At 62.6% G+C, this 17,062-nt stretch carries 11 protein-coding genes and 3 pseudogenes; 10 read left to right on the top strand and 4 right to left on the bottom strand.

Translation table 11 applies throughout. The features are described 5' to 3' along the window. Positions 1 to 13 precede the first annotated feature (13 nt). Positions 14 to 1,561 (top strand): transferrin-binding protein-like solute binding protein, encoded by a 1,548-nt coding sequence (locus KZO24_RS26105; RefSeq protein WP_271183960.1) that lies wholly within the window; start codon positions 14 to 16, stop codon positions 1,559 to 1,561. A 142-nt stretch (positions 1,562 to 1,703) separates the two neighbouring features. Here KZO24_RS26105 and KZO24_RS26100 read toward each other — a convergent pair whose 3' ends face one another. Next, positions 1,704 to 2,753 (bottom strand): NADP(H)-dependent aldo-keto reductase, encoded by a 1,050-nt coding sequence (locus KZO24_RS26100; RefSeq protein ID WP_271183959.1) that lies wholly within the window; start codon positions 2,751 to 2,753, stop codon positions 1,704 to 1,706. Between the two features lie 209 nt (positions 2,754 to 2,962). On the opposite strand from KZO24_RS26100, the gene KZO24_RS26095 reads away from it, so the two are divergent. Then, the gene (locus tag KZO24_RS26095) at positions 2,963 to 3,799 is read left to right on the top strand and encodes a nitroreductase family protein (RefSeq protein ID WP_271183958.1); all 837 of its coding nucleotides are present in this window, start codon (positions 2,963 to 2,965) and stop codon (positions 3,797 to 3,799) included. Between the two features lie 468 nt (positions 3,800 to 4,267). On the opposite strand, the pseudogene KZO24_RS26090 reads toward KZO24_RS26095, so the two are convergent. Continuing rightward, positions 4,268 to 4,402: pseudogene (locus KZO24_RS26090) on the bottom strand (transposase); the annotation flags it as partial. Between the two features lie 328 nt (positions 4,403 to 4,730). Between KZO24_RS26090 and KZO24_RS26085 the strand changes: the two are divergent. From KZO24_RS26085 to KZO24_RS26060, 6 genes are all read left to right on the top strand, one after another. Then, positions 4,731 to 5,267: a TetR family transcriptional regulator C-terminal domain-containing protein gene (locus tag KZO24_RS26085; RefSeq protein ID WP_285017351.1), complete on the top strand. Its 537-nt coding sequence runs from the start codon at positions 4,731 to 4,733 to the stop codon at positions 5,265 to 5,267. Between the two features lie 221 nt (positions 5,268 to 5,488). Further along, complete coding sequence (locus tag KZO24_RS26080; protein ID WP_486487431.1) at positions 5,489 to 6,082, top strand: TonB-dependent receptor; 594 nt, start codon at positions 5,489 to 5,491, stop codon at positions 6,080 to 6,082. Between the two features lie 32 nt (positions 6,083 to 6,114). Next, positions 6,115 to 7,785 carry a TonB-dependent receptor gene (locus tag KZO24_RS26075; protein WP_486487430.1) on the top strand — a complete coding sequence of 557 codons (1,671 nt, stop codon included), beginning with the start codon at positions 6,115 to 6,117 and terminating at the stop codon, positions 7,783 to 7,785. Between the two features lie 27 nt (positions 7,786 to 7,812). Next, a complete protein-coding gene (locus KZO24_RS26070; RefSeq protein ID WP_271183955.1) occupies positions 7,813 to 9,435 on the top strand; it encodes a GMC family oxidoreductase in 1,623 nt (540 codons plus the stop codon). A 32-nt stretch (positions 9,436 to 9,467) separates the two neighbouring features. After that, positions 9,468 to 9,920: a nuclear transport factor 2 family protein gene (locus KZO24_RS26065; protein ID WP_271183954.1), complete on the top strand. Its 453-nt coding sequence runs from the start codon at positions 9,468 to 9,470 to the stop codon at positions 9,918 to 9,920. A gap of 152 nt (positions 9,921 to 10,072) precedes the next feature. Further along, entirely contained in the window at positions 10,073 to 10,873 is an 801-nt protein-coding gene (locus KZO24_RS26060) for a phytanoyl-CoA dioxygenase family protein (protein ID WP_486487429.1), read from the top strand. A 223-nt stretch (positions 10,874 to 11,096) separates the two neighbouring features. Here KZO24_RS26060 and KZO24_RS26055 read toward each other — a convergent pair whose 3' ends face one another. Then, the gene (locus KZO24_RS26055; protein WP_486487769.1) at positions 11,097 to 12,707 is read right to left on the bottom strand and encodes an FMN-binding glutamate synthase family protein; all 1,611 of its coding nucleotides are present in this window, start codon (positions 12,705 to 12,707) and stop codon (positions 11,097 to 11,099) included. 38 nt (positions 12,708 to 12,745) lie between these two features. Next, positions 12,746 to 14,456, bottom strand: a pseudogene (locus KZO24_RS26050) (thiamine pyrophosphate-dependent enzyme). 135 nt (positions 14,457 to 14,591) lie between these two features. On the opposite strand from KZO24_RS26050, the gene KZO24_RS26045 reads away from it, so the two are divergent. Next, on the top strand, positions 14,592 to 15,788 hold the full coding sequence (locus KZO24_RS26045; protein WP_486487428.1) for a DUF2252 family protein: 1,197 nt from the start codon (positions 14,592 to 14,594) through the stop codon (positions 15,786 to 15,788). Between the two features lie 466 nt (positions 15,789 to 16,254). Next, a pseudogene (gene ppk2, locus KZO24_RS26040) lies at positions 16,255 to 17,060 on the top strand (polyphosphate kinase 2). The last annotated feature ends 2 nt before the right edge of the window (positions 17,061 to 17,062 follow it).

The raw sequence follows: 17,062 nt of genomic DNA, 5'->3' as shown, positions 1-17,062 counted from the left end.
GGGCGATGTGGTCATGACCTCGTCGGCGCAGAGCGCGCCGCTGACTTTTCGCTACGATGCCGCGGCTAAAGCCTACTCGGTGTCCGGCAGCGGCGTTTCGTCGACGTTCGGCACGGCGCAATCTCTCGGTGACAGTGAGGCTGGCGATGCGCTTTTCACACGCCAGCTGGACGGCGGCCGCGAATCCCTCACATTATTCAATCCGAAGCGTATCGGCGTCGGCACACAGAGTGTTTCCCTCGGACTGTGGCAGCGCCGTACCAGCGCAAGTGATCTCCAGTTCGACGTCTTCGTCTACGGCTTTCCGACCAGGATAGCCCAGCTTCCCGTCAGCGGAAGCGCGACTTACGACATCGACTTGTTCGGCGTTGCTTCTCCGGCCGGGTACTTCCCGCGAAGCGTCATCGGTGACGGCACTTTTTCGCTCGATTTTGCCCATGGGCTTTTCGCCATGTCAGGCCAGGCAGGCGAGTATAATAACGACGTCGATTATTCGAGCTGCTGCTCCACATGGCAGGGTGCAGGATATCTTGGTGCAAACGGCGGGCTCACCGGCTATTTCAACTTCGGCGGGCGTGAAGGAAGCACCTACCGCTCTTCCATTTCCGGTGCGCTCTATGGCCCGGGAGCTGCGGAAATCGGCGGGACCATCCTTGGCAACGATGGCACGGACGCCACGTTCACGGGCGCCTTCGCCGGCACCCGCTTGCGCGATGGCATCGACGCCAGCCTGACCGTACTTGACCAGGGTGCGCGAAAATACTCTTCGCTTCAGGGCACGTCGGTGGCATCGCAGCGAACCGGGGCAACGTCTTCGGACAGCGCAGCCTATTACCTGCCCGCGACCTTCGGCAGCGTGGAGTTCGACGCCTCTGGCGGCGTGACGCCGATGTTCCTCATCAACGACCCCCGCTTCCAGAACGTGACCTTCCTTCCGACTGACCGGATCGCCGCGCAAAGCGATAACCGCTTCGACGTGTATGAGGTTCGAAACGGCGACAACACCTATCGGCTCGAGATGTTCAAGCCCGGGACCGGCAACCCCGAGATCGCGCTGACCTACAGCAGCTTCGGGCACTGGCGCGAAGACCGCCCCATCGGCGACGCCGTCCGGCACAGCCTGTCCACCTGGTTCTCCTATGGCGCCCGCACCATCAGTGGCACATTGCCATCCACGGGGACCGCGCATTTCAGCGCCACCGTGCTGGGGTCTGGCGAACGCCTTGCCGACATGGGGCAGCTCACCTTGAAGGGTACTACCGCGATCACGATCGACTTCGCGGCCGCCAGGGTCGATGGCACTTTCAACGCAGCGGCCTGGACGGCGGCAAACGAGGCCATCAACCTTCCCTCCATGACGTTCAGCGCGACAGGCAACGCCTACGCTTTCGACACCTTGCTGTTCGATGCGCCCGGGCACAGTGACGGGTCCATTCGCGGCAGCCTCTATGGCCCCGGAGGAGAAGAAATCGGCGGCGCGTTCGAGTTCTTCACCCGGGTATCACCGGGCGGACCAGCGGACGCGGTTTACTCCGGCGCATTCTTCGGAAAACGGAAGTAGCGGGGAGCACTCTGTAGCCCTGCAGCCCGTTGAATCTGCATTCACCGACACACAGCATCAGTGATGACCTTCGCGCCTCACTCACCTTGAGCACCATTTGAGGATTTGGAGAAGACGGATGCCCTGAACCGATTCCCTGCGGTTACGGGCAAGGATCGGGATTTTCGCGGTGCACGGCATCAATGGCCGCAATTGCCTCAATGGGAAGCGTGACATCCACGCTGGCGATATCGGACTTGAGCTGATCGAGCGACGTCGCGCCGATGATCGTCGAGGTCACGAACGGGCGGCTGTTGACGAACGCCAGCGCGAACTGCGCTGGATCGATTCCGTGAGCCTGCGCGATGGCGACGTAACGGGCACTGGCCGGAGCTTGTCCCGGCAGGTCATAGCGACCGAATTGCTTGGCTACATCGCGGCGCGACCCTGCGGGTACGATGCCGCCCAGATACTTGCCGGTAAGATTGCCGCCACCCGAGGGGGAATAGGCCAACAGGCTGATAGCTTCGCGCAGAGAAAATTCCGAAAGCCCGATCTCGTAGATGCGGTTGAGCAGATTGTAGGCGTTCTGGATCGAGGCAATGCGTGGCAGCTTCTTTTCGGCGGCAAGGCGCAGGTATTCCGAAACACCCCAGGGCGTCTCGTTTGAAACCCCGAAATGGCGCACCTTGCCAGCCTTCACCAGTTCCGCCAGCGCATCGAGCGTCTCCTCGATCGGCACCGTCTCGGGCGCATCGGCGAGGGCACTGATGCCGCGCACCCCGAAAGAGGGTACCGAGCGGTCCGGCCAGTGAACCTGGTACAAGTCGACGTAATCCGTTCGCAGCCGCATGAGGCTGTCGTCGATCGCAGCGTGGATGTTACGCCGGTCGAGGCGATTGCCGCCACCGCGAAACTCACGTACTGGATCGCGCGATGGGCCTGCGACCTTGGTTGCCACGATGACGTCGTCGCGCCGACCGCGCGCGGCGAGCCAACTGCCGATGTATTCCTCGGTGCGTCCTTGCGTTTCACGGCTCACAGGGGTGACCGGATAGGCTTCGGCGGTATCGAGGAAATTGACCCCCGCGCCGATCGCATAGTCGAGCTGTGCGTGCGCCTCCGCCTCGGTGTTCTGCGAGCCCCAGGTCATCGTGCCGAGGCAGATCAGACTGACATTAAGGTCGGTACGGCCGAGTTTGCGGTATTGCATGATGGTCCTTGATCCCATGATCGATGCCGCTCTTTAGCTCGCATGCGCCCGGTGAAAAGCAAACATCGGCCGCTTGAACAAGTATCAACAGCAGATGAGCGAGACGCGATGTTTGTCTCTCCAAACTCATAGGACGATGTGCAGATTTCATACGACGCGAAAGACACAAAGTTCATATTTTTCGGCAGCAACGAACCGAAAGGATGATCATGGCTCTCGATGACCCTCGGAGTGACCCCGCACACGAAGCATTAGCGGTGCGCTACGGCGGTGCCGGCATGCCGCCAATACTTTGGAACGATACGATCGCCCGGCTCGTCGCCCACAGAAGCGTGCGCGCTTATCGCAGCGATCCCTTACCCGACGGAACCGTACCCACGCTAATCGCTGCGGCGCAGTCCGCTGCCAGTTCTTCCAACCTGCAGTTGTGGAGCGTGGTCGCGGTCAGCGATGTACATCAGCGGCAAAAACTGGCGCGGCTGGCCGGCGGCCAGGCCCACATCACCGCCGCCCCGTTGATCCTGCTGTGGGTGGCCGACCTCGCGCGCGCGCATCTGATCGCCGGCGACGAGGGAGTGTCCGTAGAGGGCCTAGCCTACCTGGAAAGCTGGACGGTGGCCGCCGTCGATGCTGCCCTGGCCGCGCAGAATGCAGTCGTTGCTGCAGAATCGCTGGGGCTTGGCACCGTCTATATCGGCGCCTTGCGCAACGAACCAGAAGCCGTCGCCGAGCTTGTCGGCCTGCCGCCCCATGCCGCAGTCGTGTTCGGGCTGGTGGTTGGGTTCGAGGACGAGGATCGCCCCGCCGCCGTCAAGCCGCGCCTTACACAGGACGCGGTCCTGCACCAAGGGCGATATCGACTCGATGATCAGCGCCCGGCGATTGCCGCCTATGACGAGGTGGCCCGCACCTTCCAGCGATCACAAGGGCAGGACCCGATCGGATGGATCAGGACCATTCTCGCTCGCAGCCGCAGCGGAGCATCGCTGAACGGTCGGCACCGTCTGCGCGAAGCCCTGAACGCGCTGGGGTTCGCGCTCAAATAACGTGGCGGACACCGAGGAGGAAAAGGCCGCAGCGATCTCACTGCGGCCTTTTCCTTTATGCTGGCCCGCGTCTATTTTCGGGCAGGCAGGACCTCACCATTAACGGGGATGCAGGTTTCCTTAGACGGGACCTTCGCATATTCGTCCGGATGCCGCTGCCCCCAAGTCACGGATACGCGCACGCCGGCCGATATAGTCTGCGAGCAACACGCGCTTATTGGCGATAGTCGCATCTTTGGCCGCGTAGAACCTCACGCCACTTGATTATTCGCTACCGCCTACGAGCACCCGATTCTTGTCTTCCAGCACGGCTATTCCGACATAGCTGCCTCAGGGCGACCAGGTGTCGATCGCCCCGGAAGCCGGTGCCGCCTTCGCCTCGCCATTGGCAAGATAGGTCCGCACGATGCTCCTAAGGTCGATGTGCTCGCGTTCCGGCAAGCGCAGCACCAGGTCTTGGCCTGCCGAACCACGGATCGTCCATCGCACGAAGCGGTTGTACCAGGTGGTGCGCGGGCCATAAAGCTCCGGCAAATCGCGCCACGGCACGCGAGATCGCAGCACCCAGAATATCCCGTTCAGCACACGGTGGTCATCGACCTCCGCGCAGCTTAAGCCGTATCCGCGTTCACTCGAATAGAGGCAGGGCAATCATAGTCCTGATCTACCGGATCGGCATCGGGGTCACGAAACCAAGCTGTGCGGATGAAGCTTACCATCGGCAATCTTGTGAGGAGCCTTCTGGCTCCCCTCAACGATCAATTTATGGGGTCACGACCTAGTCTCCGACTGGAAATCTCAATGGTCCCAATTGCCGGGACACCTCTCGCTGGTCTATGCGCAAGACCATGCAGGTCCACCGCAAACTGGCTGATACGGCATGCCGCGCGTAGTAGACCACGACGAACGCCGTCTGCAAATCGCGCAGGTCGTGGACCAGCTGGTTTATGAGCAGGGCGTGCAGGCCGTCACGATCCGTGAAGTCGCATCCCGCGTCGGGTACAGCACCACCGTCGTTTCGCATTACTTCAGCAGCAAGCTGGAGATGCTGGTCTTCACGCACCAAGTCGCGCGGCGGATGGCCGAAGGGCTGATCGACGAGGCCGTTCGCACCAACCGCCCCCTGATCGAGACACTTGAAGAGCTGTTGCCGATCACAGAAGAGCGCTGGCGCAACTGGCACACCTGGTTCGCCTTCTGGGGCATGGCGCCGGCCGAACCCGACGTGACGCGCGAATGGCGCGAAGGCACCAGCAACGCGCACCATCTGTTCCTGCGCCTGATCAAGAGCGCCCAAGACGCGGGGCAATTCCCGGAAGCCGTCGACTGCGTTCTGGCGGCGACGCGCATCCAGATCCTGGTCAACGGGATAGCCTCGCTCGTATCCCAGGACCGAGCCGGATGGCCGGCCGAGCGCCAGAAGCAGACGCTGCGCGACCTTCTCCAGAGCGTTTTCCCGCTCCACTGAGGGCGTTTCTCACCTCTCCCATCTGAGCGCCGCTGCGACCGCTTCCCGGTGTGAGCCGCCTCGCCAAAGTGCGAGGTGCCGACCGCCGATTCTTTATGCAAATTCGTTGTACAACAAGACGACATAAAAATGTCCGCCGTATATCGGCGGCAAGCTTGGAGAATTGAGGCGCAGCAAAAGCACCTGAAAATCGGGAGCGCGCCTTAGGGAGAGGGGAGAAAATGGTCAGTTTCTTGTATACCCGCACGGCTGCGTGCGCGATTGCCGCCTGCCTGGTCACTGCCGTGCCGGTTCGCGCGCAAGACAGTTCCGCCAACACCACGCCTCACGAAGGGCTTCAGGAAATCGTCGTGACCGCGCAGAAGCGGTCCGAGAACATCCAGTCGGTGCCGATCGCGGTCACCGCCGTCACCGGCGAGGCGATCGAAAACCTCAAGGCGGTCGATCTCAAGGGCCTGCAGGGGACCATCCCCAACCTCCAGATCAACAACTTCACCAACACGCCCAACAGCGCGGTCTTCACGATCCGCGGCATCGGTGTGGTCGAGCCCGACCCGTTCGCCGGCAACACCGTGTCGATCGTGCAGGACGGCGTGCCACAGTACTTCTCGATGGGTGCGCTGCTTGACCTGTTCGACGTTGACCGGATCGAGGTGCTGCGCGGGCCGCAAGGCACGCTGTTCGGCGCCAACACCACCGGCGGCGTCGTCAACGTGATGACGCGCCAGCCCACCGGGACCTTCGGCGTTCGCGGTGAGGTGACGTACGGCAACTGGGGCCGCATGGACATCAAGGCTGCCGTGGATGCCCCCTGATCGACGGGATTCTCGCGGGCAAGATTTCCGCGATGCACACCCAGCGCGACGGTTTCTACACCAACATCGTCGATGGCTCCGACATGGGCAGCCGCAACGTCACCGTGCTGCGCGCCTACTTGCGCTACACGCCTACCGCTGACGTGGATGTGACGCTGAGCGGCGAATACGGGCGTTCGCGCAACGGTTCGCCCGTCATCGTCAACGGATCGACGGGACCGGACTACGCCATCTACGTGCCCGCCGGGACGATGACGACGGGCCAGGTCCTGCCGATGTACGCCTCCCCCTGTGCTTCCGATACCGCGCCGTGCCGCGCGCCCAAGAAGTACTACAGCGCGCGCGACTTCGGCCCCGATCTCAGCAACATGGACAACTACCGCGCCACGCTGACCGCCAACGTCAGCAATACGCCGATCGGCGACATCACCGCGATCACCGGCTACAAGAGCTTCCATCTGGAGGAATTCACCGACAACGACGCCGTCGTCGGCCTCGGCATCGACACCTTCCGTGGCACGCGCGGCTGGCAGTTCAGCCAGGAACTGCGCACCGCTGCCGACCTCAGCGACGCGATCAAGTTCCAGGCGGGCGGCTTCTACATGAAGACGCACTACGACCACTTCAACAGCGTGCGCCTTGAAGCCTTCGCCCCGGGTCTGCGCCAGAATCTGCCGCAGGATCAGGACAACTGGTCCGGTTCGCTCTTCGCGCAGACGTATGTGGACCTGACCGACAAGCTGCGCGTGCAGGCGGGGATCCGTTACACGCACGAGACGACCGAGATGGTCGCTGGCACCGACAACTACTACAATCCCGACGGGGTCGGCCTGTACTGCACCCACGAAGGCAGCTGCGGCGACGTCCTGCTCGGCGGTTTCCGTGCCAGGGGCAAGCAGTCGTGGGACAACGTCGGCTGGAAGCTGGGCATCGACTACAAGGTCACCCCCGACACGCTGATCTACGCCTCTTGGGCGCGCGGGTTCAAGTCGGGCGGGTTCGTCGGACGGCTAGGTCAGGCATCGGACATCGGCCCGTTCAATCCGGAAAAGGTCGATACCTTCGAGGCGGGCGTGAAGACCGACTTGCTGGACCGCCGCCTGCGCCTCAATCTGGCGGGCTTCTACACCAACTACCGCGACATGCAGGTGGCGCAGAACTACATCCTGCCCGACGGCACGACGATCGGTACCTCGATCTTCAACGCCGCCAAGGCCGAGATCAAGGGCTTCGAACTCGAAGCCACCGCTCTGCCGGTCGACGGGCTGACCCTGACCGGCTCGCTCGCCTACCTCGACGCCAAGTACAAGACGTTCGACTTCCTCGACCCGAGCGGCGCCATCGTCGATCTGAGCGGGCGGCCGCTGCAGAACTCGCCGAAGTGGTCGGCATCGGCGGGGGCGACGTATGAAACCGCCGTCGGCGGCGGCGAGGCGCGGGCCAACGTGCTTTATACGTACACCGACACCAAGCTGCTGCAGGGCCTTCAGGGGCAGCCGCTGGTTCGCATCCAGCCGACGCATTTCGTCAACGCGACCTTGGGCTGGTCGCCCGATGACGGCCGCTGGACGCTGGAAGCCTGGGTGCGCAACCTTGCCAACAATCACTACGTCGAAGCGGTCACGAACAACCCCGGTTTGTTCAACCAGGTCTCCTACACGTCGCCGCGCGAGTACGGCGTGACCTTCAAGTTCGACCTGTGAAGCATCTCGCGAAAAAGGAGCCGTGACGTGACGACGTCCTCGCAATGGGATTTCGTCATCATCGGCGCGGGTTCCGCAGGATCGGTGCTGGCCGAACGGCTGTCGCGCAATCCCGCGCACCGTGTCCTGCTGGTGGAGGCCGGCGGCGAGAATGCCTCGCTGCTGGTCGACATGCCCAAGGGTATCGCGAAGCTGGTCAACAGCCCTGACCATATCTGGGCCTACCAGATGGCCGACTTACGCTACCCGGAAAGCCAGATGCCTGAAGTCTGGATTCGCGGGCGCGGGCTGGGCGGCTCGTCCGCGATCAACGGCATGATCTGGAGCCGGGGCGAAGCGCACGACTACGACGACTGGGCGGACATGGGCTGCACCGGCTGGAACGCGGCCAGCATGACCGCAGCGTACCGGGCGCTGGAGGATCACACCCTTGGCGGCAGCGAGACGAGAGGTTCGGGCGGGCCGGTGCGGATCACGCCCGGCGACATCCGCTATCCCCTGACCGATGCGATCATTGCGGCAGGCAAGGCCATGGGGCTTAGCGAGACTGACGACCTCAACGCCACGGCGGGCGACCGGATCGGGTACTACAGCCACAACATCCGCAACGGACGGCGCGAAAGCGGCGGGCGAGTGTTCGTGTCCAGGGCTCGCAAGCGGCCGAACTTCCGGCATATGTTGCACACGCTCGCGCGTCGGGTGGTGATCGAGGACGGCCGCGTCACCGGCGTGGGACTGCAGCAGGACGGCAGACCCGAATGGGTGGAAGCGGTGCGCGGCGAGGTCATCGTATGCTGCGGCACGATCGAAAGCCCGCTGCTGCTCGAACGCTCCGGCATCGGCGACGGCGCGCGACTCAAGGCTGCCGGTATCGCCTCGCTGGTCCACAGCCCGGACGTGGGCGAGAAGATGCGCGAGCACTTGTCCTACGCCATGCCCTACCGCATGACGGCTCCTGCCGGGATCAGCCAGCAGTACCATGGCATCGGGCTGGTCAAATCGGTCCTGCGCTACGTCTTCAACCGCAGCGGCGTGATGGCGAACGGGCCGTGGGAAGTGGGCGCGTTCTGCAATGTCGCGCATCCGCAGGGGCGGACCGACCTGCAGTTGTACCTTGGCGGCTACGCCTTCGCACTCAGCGACGACAATCACCCCGTTCCGCTGGGCAAGGTCGATCGCAAGCCCGGCATCTCGGTCTACGGCCAGCTGCTCCAGCTGACCAGCGAAGGCAGCGTCCATGCGGGCTCCGCCGACCCACGGAGCAAGCCGACGATCCACCCGAACTGGCTCGACACCGAATACGACCGCAAGGCCGCGATCGCGAGCGTGCGCTACATGCGCCGCTTCATGGCCCAGCCCGCCCTTGCCGGAGTGATGGGCGCCGAACTGCTGCCCGGCGATCACGTCCAAAGCGACGAGGACATTCTCGACAGCTTCCGCCGCCTCTCCACCAGCGGCCTGCACGGCACCGGCACCTGTCGCATGGGTGGCGACGCGGCTTCGGTAGTCGACCCGCAGCTGCGGGTGCGCGGCGTCGCCGGCCTCCGCGTGGCGGACTGCTCGATCATGCCCGCGCTGGTCTCGGGCAACACCAATGCGCCCGCCATGGCGGTGGGCTGGCGAGCGGCAGACATCCTGCTTGCGCAATGACCCGGCCCTCGGCCGAACAACGGAGAAATGACATGGTTGATGGCATCGAATACCTGATCGAGAAGAACGCCCTTGAAGAGGTCGTCACGAACTATTGCGTGGCCGTGGACAAGCTCGACGACCTAGACTTCATGATGACCAACTTTACCGAGGACGCGATACTCGACCTGACCGGCCTTCACCTGCCGCGCTTCGAAGGCCACGAGCAGATCCGCGATTTCTACGCCCAGGTTTTCCAGGACATGTCGCATCACATGCATGTCCTTTCCAACTTCCGCGTCGTGAAGCTGAACGGCGACGAGGCGCAGGTCTACGCCTACATCAACGGCATGGGGCGTTCGAAAACCGGCATCGATGTGCAGGTCTACGTCTATTACGATCTCGACCTGCGCAAGGCGGACGGGACGTGGAAGATCAGCCGCTTCTACGAGGCGCCGCAACTGCTGATGCCGGAATCGGTCACGCAGGTTCACAAGAAGGACTGAGGGCACGCCGCGAGGCGCGCTGCAGGAGGATCGCAGCACGCCTCGCGAGCCGGTAAAGGAAGCCTGGAGAAGATCGATGGTGGATGTTTCGGAAGTGAAGACAGAATCTGGCCGAGCGGGCAGGGTTTGCGGAGCGGTTCTTCCGCGACGGCGTGCTGATCGTGGAGAACGCGTTTTCCGAGGAGGACATGGCGTTGATCGAGGCGGCATGGCAGGGCAATTTCGACAACCCCAGCGCGCTTGCACAGCACCTCTATGCCGAAAGCGGCGGCACCTTCATCCAGTCGGTCGAGGATTCCAGCACCAAGCCTGCCTTCGCCGAGATGTTTCGCGATACCCCAATCGTCGACATCGCCCGCGACGTCTTCGGCTCAGGCGGTGTATGGTACTTCCATGATCAGCTGTTCTTCAAGCAGGGCGCGATCGACAAGCCGGTGCGCCGCACGCCCTGGCATCAGGACACGCCCTATCATCCCATCGACGGCAGCAAGTTCGTCGTGTTCTGGATTCCGCTGCAGGACATCGCGCAGGAAAACGCGCTGGAAGTAATCCGAGGCTCGCACAACCAGACGCTCTACAACGGGTCCTACTTCGACCCCAGTGACGACACGCTGCCGGTCTACGACGAAAAGGAAATGCCGCGCCTGCCGGACGTCGAGGCCGATCGTGAGGCCTGGGACATCGTGACCTGCGGCATGCGGCGCGGCGACGTGCTGATCTTCCATCCCAGCTGCCTGCATGGCGGCGGGCCTACCCCTGCCGGAGCGACGCGCCGAAGCCTGTCGCTGCGCATGCTGGGTGACGACGTGGTCCATGTGGCCCGACCGGCTCCCGCCGCGGATTCGCCGACCGCGAACAACATCGGCGACGACGAGGAGGAGCTTGTCGCCCGCATCAAGAAGCTGCCATTGGGAGCATCGGCCAGCACATTCGGCCTGACTCAGTTGGCGTAAACGCAGTATAGCCGCCCCGGCTTTGGCGCTTACTTTGAGACGCCTGTGACATCATTATCTTGCGCTGACACAATCGCATTCGCTTTACGATGATGGAAGACTCGGGCTTCGCTGGCGGTTCAGCAAAGCCGGTCGACCAAAGCAAGGTGGCGATACTGCGCGCCAAGATCAGACACGTCATCCTGAAATGCATTTTCCCAAATTCTTTCGTTGGTGGACGTAGTTATGACGCCTTCCTCCGGAAGGAATGGGGATCGGCCTGAGCCCACCATCGCGCAGTGCGGAGATCGCGAGCGCCATCGAGCAACTCGCCAGATTCGACGAAGGCGTAAAGTTCATCCATCGATCGCATCTCTACTGCGCTGATACGCTGGCGCAGGCCATCCGGTGTGAACTGATCCGGAGTGTCCAGCCCACAGGCGACCACGATGTCATGCAATGCGTCCAGCGTACTGCGCTGGAAGCGGGCGACGCGCTCGGCTTTTTCGGGAATGACGAGCGCTCGCTGTCGCGCGGGTGACTGGGTGGCAACCCCCGTGGGACAAGTGTCGGTATGGCAACGCATCGACTGGACGCAGCCGAGCGAGAACATGAAGGATCGTGCAGCGTTGCACCAATCCGCGCCAAGCGCCGCATTCATAGCGATACCGGCGCCCGAGTTCACCTTGCCAGACGCGGCAAGCTTGACCTTGCCCTTGAGATTGGTCCCAACCAGCGCGTTGCGCGCTATGATGAGACCTTCGCGCAGCGGCATGCCGACGCGGTCAGAAAGTTCCGTCGGCGCTGCACCGGTTCCACCTTCGGCACCGTCGATGACGATGAAGTCGAGCACGATGCCGGTTTCCAGCATGGCCTTCACCACCGCGAAGAGTTCATGCGGATAGCCCACGCACAGCTTGATCCCCACCGGCTTGCCACCGGAGAGATCACGCATCCTGCCTGCGAACTCTATCAGTTCAATCGGCGTGGAAAAAGCGCTGTGCCACGGCGGCGAGAGGCAGTCCTGTCCTTCGGGCACATCACGGGTTTGCGCGATCTCGTGCGTCACCTTGGGGCCGGGTAGCAGGCCGCCGTGCCCGGGCTTTGCGCCTTGGCTCAGTTTGATCTCAGTCATCTTTACCGCTTCGTGCGCAGCCCGTTCCGCAAAACGCGTACCGTCGAAGCGACCCTCACCATCCCGACAGCCAAAATAGCCCGATCCGACCTCCCAGACGATATCACCACCGTGCTTAAGGTGATAGGGCGACAGGCCGCCCTCTCCCGTATCGTGATAGAACCCGCCGATCTTCGCACCAAGATTGAGCGCCTCGATCGCGTTGGCGCCCAATGCTCCGAAGCTCATCGCCGAAATGTTGAGCCGCGAGGCTTCATAAGGTCGCGAACATTGCTCGGAGCCAACATGCACCCTAGTATCCTTGGGCGCATGGCGGGACGGCGCGATGCTGTGCGCCAGCCATTCGTACTCGTCGGAATAGACGTCGAGTTCGGTGCCGAACGGATGGGTGGAAACATCGCCCTTGGCCCGCGCGTAGACGAGGGCTCGCTCGTCGTGGCTGAAGGGGCGTCCATCCAGATCGCTTTCGACGATGTAGGCTCGTAGAAACGGACGCAGCCATTCGAACAGCCAGCGGAACCGCGCCGAGGCGGGGTAATTGCGCCGCAGCGAATGCTTTGTCTGGAACAGGTCCACCAGTGCAAGCACCAGGACCGGCAGGCTTATCGGCAGGATCCATAGCCCGGTTGGATAACGGGTGCCGACGGCGATCGATACCAGCGTTCCGGCCAGTGAGACGAGCAGGAGGAGGTTGCGGGACAGCGCATGATCACGGGTCAGCCCAGCGACGAGCCCGCCCGATCCGCTTGCACCGCCCTTCACGGCAACAGGTTGCGGATCATGCCCGCAACGTCCTTGCCTCTTCCGCCCAGCACTGCCTTGGCAGAATAGAGCGCCATGCCAGCGACTTGCCCTGCCTCGATCTTAGGGGGCATGACCAGTTCAAACCTGTCGGTGACGACGTCGAGCAATGCCGGCCCCGGAGCATCGAGCCACGCCTGCACCGCACCCTCCAGATCCTGCGCCTTTTCGACACGGCGTCCCCAGAGGCCCATGGCTTCGGCGACGCGGCCGAAATCGGGATTGAGCAGGTCGGTATAGGCATCGAGCAGGCCTTCGACTTTCTGCTCGATCTCCACGAAATCCAGCGCGCTGTTGTTGAACACCGCGACTTTGATCGGCAGTTTCTCCTGCACAGCGGTGAGCAGATCGCCCAGCATCATCGCGAGGCCGCCATCCCCCGACAGCGAGATCACCGTCCGATCTGGAAATGCCGCCTTGGCACCCAGCGCCTGCGGCATGGCGTTGGCCATCGTCCCGTGGCTGAGACTGATGACCGTGCGGTTGCTCCCGGTCGAAGCGACGTGGCGCAGGCACCAGACCATCGGCGACCCGCCGTCGGCCGTATAGATGGCGTCGGCAGGTGCGGCGCGGGAGATGACTTCGGCGAGATATTGCGGGTGGATCGCCGCACCTTTACCCACACTGGCGTGCCTGCCCTGGCGTTCTTTCATCTTCTCTCGCCTCGACAGGCAATCGTCGAGAAAAATACGATCGGACCGGGCACTCAGCCGCCCCCGAAGTGCCTTCAACGTCGCGGCAACGTCCCCCACCACACCCACGTCGACCGGGTGACGACGCCCGAGATGCGTCCCGTCAAGGTCGACTTGCATGATGGTCGCCTTCTGAGGATAGAACTGACGCCACGCGAAATCGCAGCCGAGCAACAGCAGCGTGTCGCACGACATCAGCGCGTGATAGCCCGCCTCACCGCCGAAAATCCCCGTCATCCCGACGTCAAACGGATTGTCGTACTCCAGAAAGTCCTTTGCTCGCGAGGTGTGCGCGACGGGCGCCTGTAACGTGTGCGCGAGTGCGACCACCTCGTCATGCGCCTTCTCGCACCCCGACCCTCCATAGATCGCGATCTTCTTGCCCCGCTCGAGCAAGGCAGCGATCCGGTCCAGTTCATGATCGGCGGGCACGATGACCGGATTCTGCGCGATGGACAGCGAAGGCGGGCTCGTCCGGTGCCATAGCGCTGGAAATGTCGGCCGGCACGATCAGTACCGCAACCCCGCGTCTGGCCAACGCAGCCTGAGCTGCCATTGCGGTCTTGCGGCGCGCCTGCTCGGGAGTGCGGATTTCCTCGCAGAAGACGCTGCAGCTTTCGTAAATGGCGCGAAAATCGACTTCCTGCGGAAAATCGAAGCCAAGTTCGTCCCGCACGATCTGGCTGGCGATCAGGACCACCGGCGCACGATTGCGGTGAGATTCGAATAGTCCGTTTATGAAGTGAAGACTGCCCGGGCCACACGACCCGGCACAAAGCGCAAGTTCGTTCGTCAGCATAGCATCCGCCCCGGCCGCAAAGCCTCCCGCCTCCTCATGCCGGACATGAACCCAGCGAATGTCGCTTGTCCGGATCGCGTCGGTCACATGATTGAGCGTGTCACCTGGAACGCCGTAGCAGCGGCGTGCGCCAGCAGCCTGGAGCGTCTCCACGATCACTTGCGCCACTGTCGTCATATTTGTTTCCCGTATGTGTCTTTCTGGCAGGGGCAGAAACCGCCAGGGCACCGCCTGTTCCGGCTCGCTGATGCGCTTTTTCACGACTTCGTCTGCATTCGGAACACTCACACGGTATTGCTCGTTCGTGTCCTCATGAAATTCGTCGTACCGGCAGATCGCCTCACCACCCTTCACGCCCGCCGAGACCTCAAAATGGCGCGTTCTGCCCATGCTTACGTTCGAGGCAATACGGCACTCTTTTATCGCTGGCTTGCCGAGGAAGGCGGCGAACGCATCGTTCCCGAGGGGCCGGAGGTGTGGATCTGCGGCGACTGCCATCTCGGGAATCTCGGCCCGATCTCGAACGGCAACGGCAAGGTCGAGATACAGATCCGCGATCTCGATCAGGCGGTGATCGGCAACCCTGCGCACGATCTTATCCGGCTGGGCCTTTCGCTTGCTACCGCAGCGCGCGGATCAGACCTGCCGGGCGTGGTCACCGCGCGCATGATGGAAGAGATGGTCGAAGGCTACGAAGACGCCTTTGTCGACCCGGATGGCGAGGAGCAAACCGCAGATCGGGAGCCGGAGATTGTCCGCGTCGTACGCCGCCGCGCGACCGGCAGGAAGTGGAGGCATCTGGCCAAGGAGCGGCTCGACGACGTCGAGCCGAAAATTCCTCTTGGTCGCCGCTTTTGGCCACTTACCAAAGTTGAAACAACCGGCCTTCGCGACATCGTGACCCACCGGCCGGTGAGCCGCATGATCCTATCGCTCGACAGCAAGGACGAACAGCGAGCCCCGAAAATGGTAGATGCCGCCTACTGGATGAAGGGCTGCAGTTCGCTCGGTCTGATGCGGTATGCGGCAATCGTCGCGCTGGAAGGCAAGCGCGGCACGGACCACGCACTCGTCGACATAAAGGAGGCCGTCGCTCCTGTCGCGCCCATCGCACCCGGCGCCGTAATGCCGGCTGATCCGGCCGAACGGGTTCTGGCCGCAGCACGTGCCTTGTCGCCGCATCTCGGCGAACGCATGGCAACGGCACGGCTGCATGAACACTCGGTATTCGTGCGCGAACTCATGCCCCAGGATCTCAAGATCGACGTTGAGCAGTTCTCGCGGGGTGAGGCGCTCAAGGCGGCGCGCTATCTCGCCTTTGTCGTGGGCAAGGCGCATGCACGACAGATGGAGCCGGAGACTCGTCGCAGTTGGGCGCAAACCTTGCAAAGGGGGCGCTCCAGAAATCTGGATGCCCCGTCATGGCTGTGGCGCTCAGTCGTGGACCTCGCCGGAAGGCATGAAAAAGGCTATCTCGATCACTGCAGGATGCATGCATTGAACGATTGACTATCGAGACAGCACGAACCCGCTTTCAGCGGGCAATTCCGCCTCGAACCCAGCCATTCTTCGCGCTTAGATCGCCTTCTTGTAACGATCAGCAGGACATTACCGCAGGGGCCGCGACGATATCGACAGCATTGGCAAGCGCGGTTCTGGCCTTCACCCCGGATAATGAGTGCACGGGCGACTTGCCAATGGAGAAGTCGGCGATCGTAATCGACCATGGCTCCAACAAGGCAATTTCATTGCCCCGATCGGTTCTTTAGGCGCCGTAGCGGATCACCCCGTCACGCCCATGTCATTCCCGTCGATCAGGCTGCGCTGCATTGCGAAAAGTCACTTTGGGTGAAAAGGAATTTCCGGCATGTCGCTGACCGACGCTTTCGAAATGCACCGGATCAAGGACGAGATCGCCGACAGCTTCGACGAAGAGCTGGAAATGGAGATCGACGAAAGCCGACTCGAAGCCTTGATGGACGACATGGCGGACCACCCGGACCGCGCCCAGATCGAACGTCGCCTCTATTTTCGCGAACTGTTCCGCCTGCAGCACGAACTGGTGCGGTTGCAGGAATGGGTGCAGCACAAGGGACTGAAAGTCGTCGTCGTTTTCGAAGGGCGCGATTCGGCCGGAAAGGGCGGCGCGATCAAGCGCATCACCCAGCGGCTCAATCCGCGCGTATGCCGGGTCGCGGCGCTGCCTGCGCCGAACGAGCGCGAGCGCACGCAATGGTATTTCCAGCGCTATGTCCAGCACTTGCCCGGCGCCGGCGAGATCGTTCTGTTCGACCGCAGCTGGTACAACCGCGCCGGGGTGGAACGGGTGATGGGCTTCTGCACCGAGGATGAGGTGGAGGAATTCTTCCGCTCGGTGCCGGAATTCGAACGGATGCTCGTGCGCTCGGGCATCATTCTGCTGAAATACTGGTTCTCGATCACCGACGAGGAGCAGCAGTTCCGCTTCAACATGCGCATCCACGACCCGCTCAAGCAGTGGAAGCTTTCCCCATGGACGTGGAATCACGCCGCCGCTGGGAAGACTATACCCGCGCCAAGGAAGCGATGCTGGAACGCACGCATATTCCCGAGGCCCCGTGGTGGGTGGTGGAAGCCGTCGACAAGAAACGCGCGCGGCTCAACTGCATTTCGCACCTCCTGGACCAGATTCCCTATGAGGACGTGCCACGGCCGGAAGTGGTGCTACCCGACCGCGTGCGCAACGCGGACTATATCCGCAACCCGGTTCCGCCTGAAATGATCGTACCGCAGGTCATCTGAGG

The sequence above is a fragment of the Novosphingobium sp. NFX11 genome (assembly GCF_057376415.1).
The sequence above is the reverse complement of the archived record's forward strand: the minus strand, read 5'-3'. Positions and strand labels throughout refer to the sequence as shown.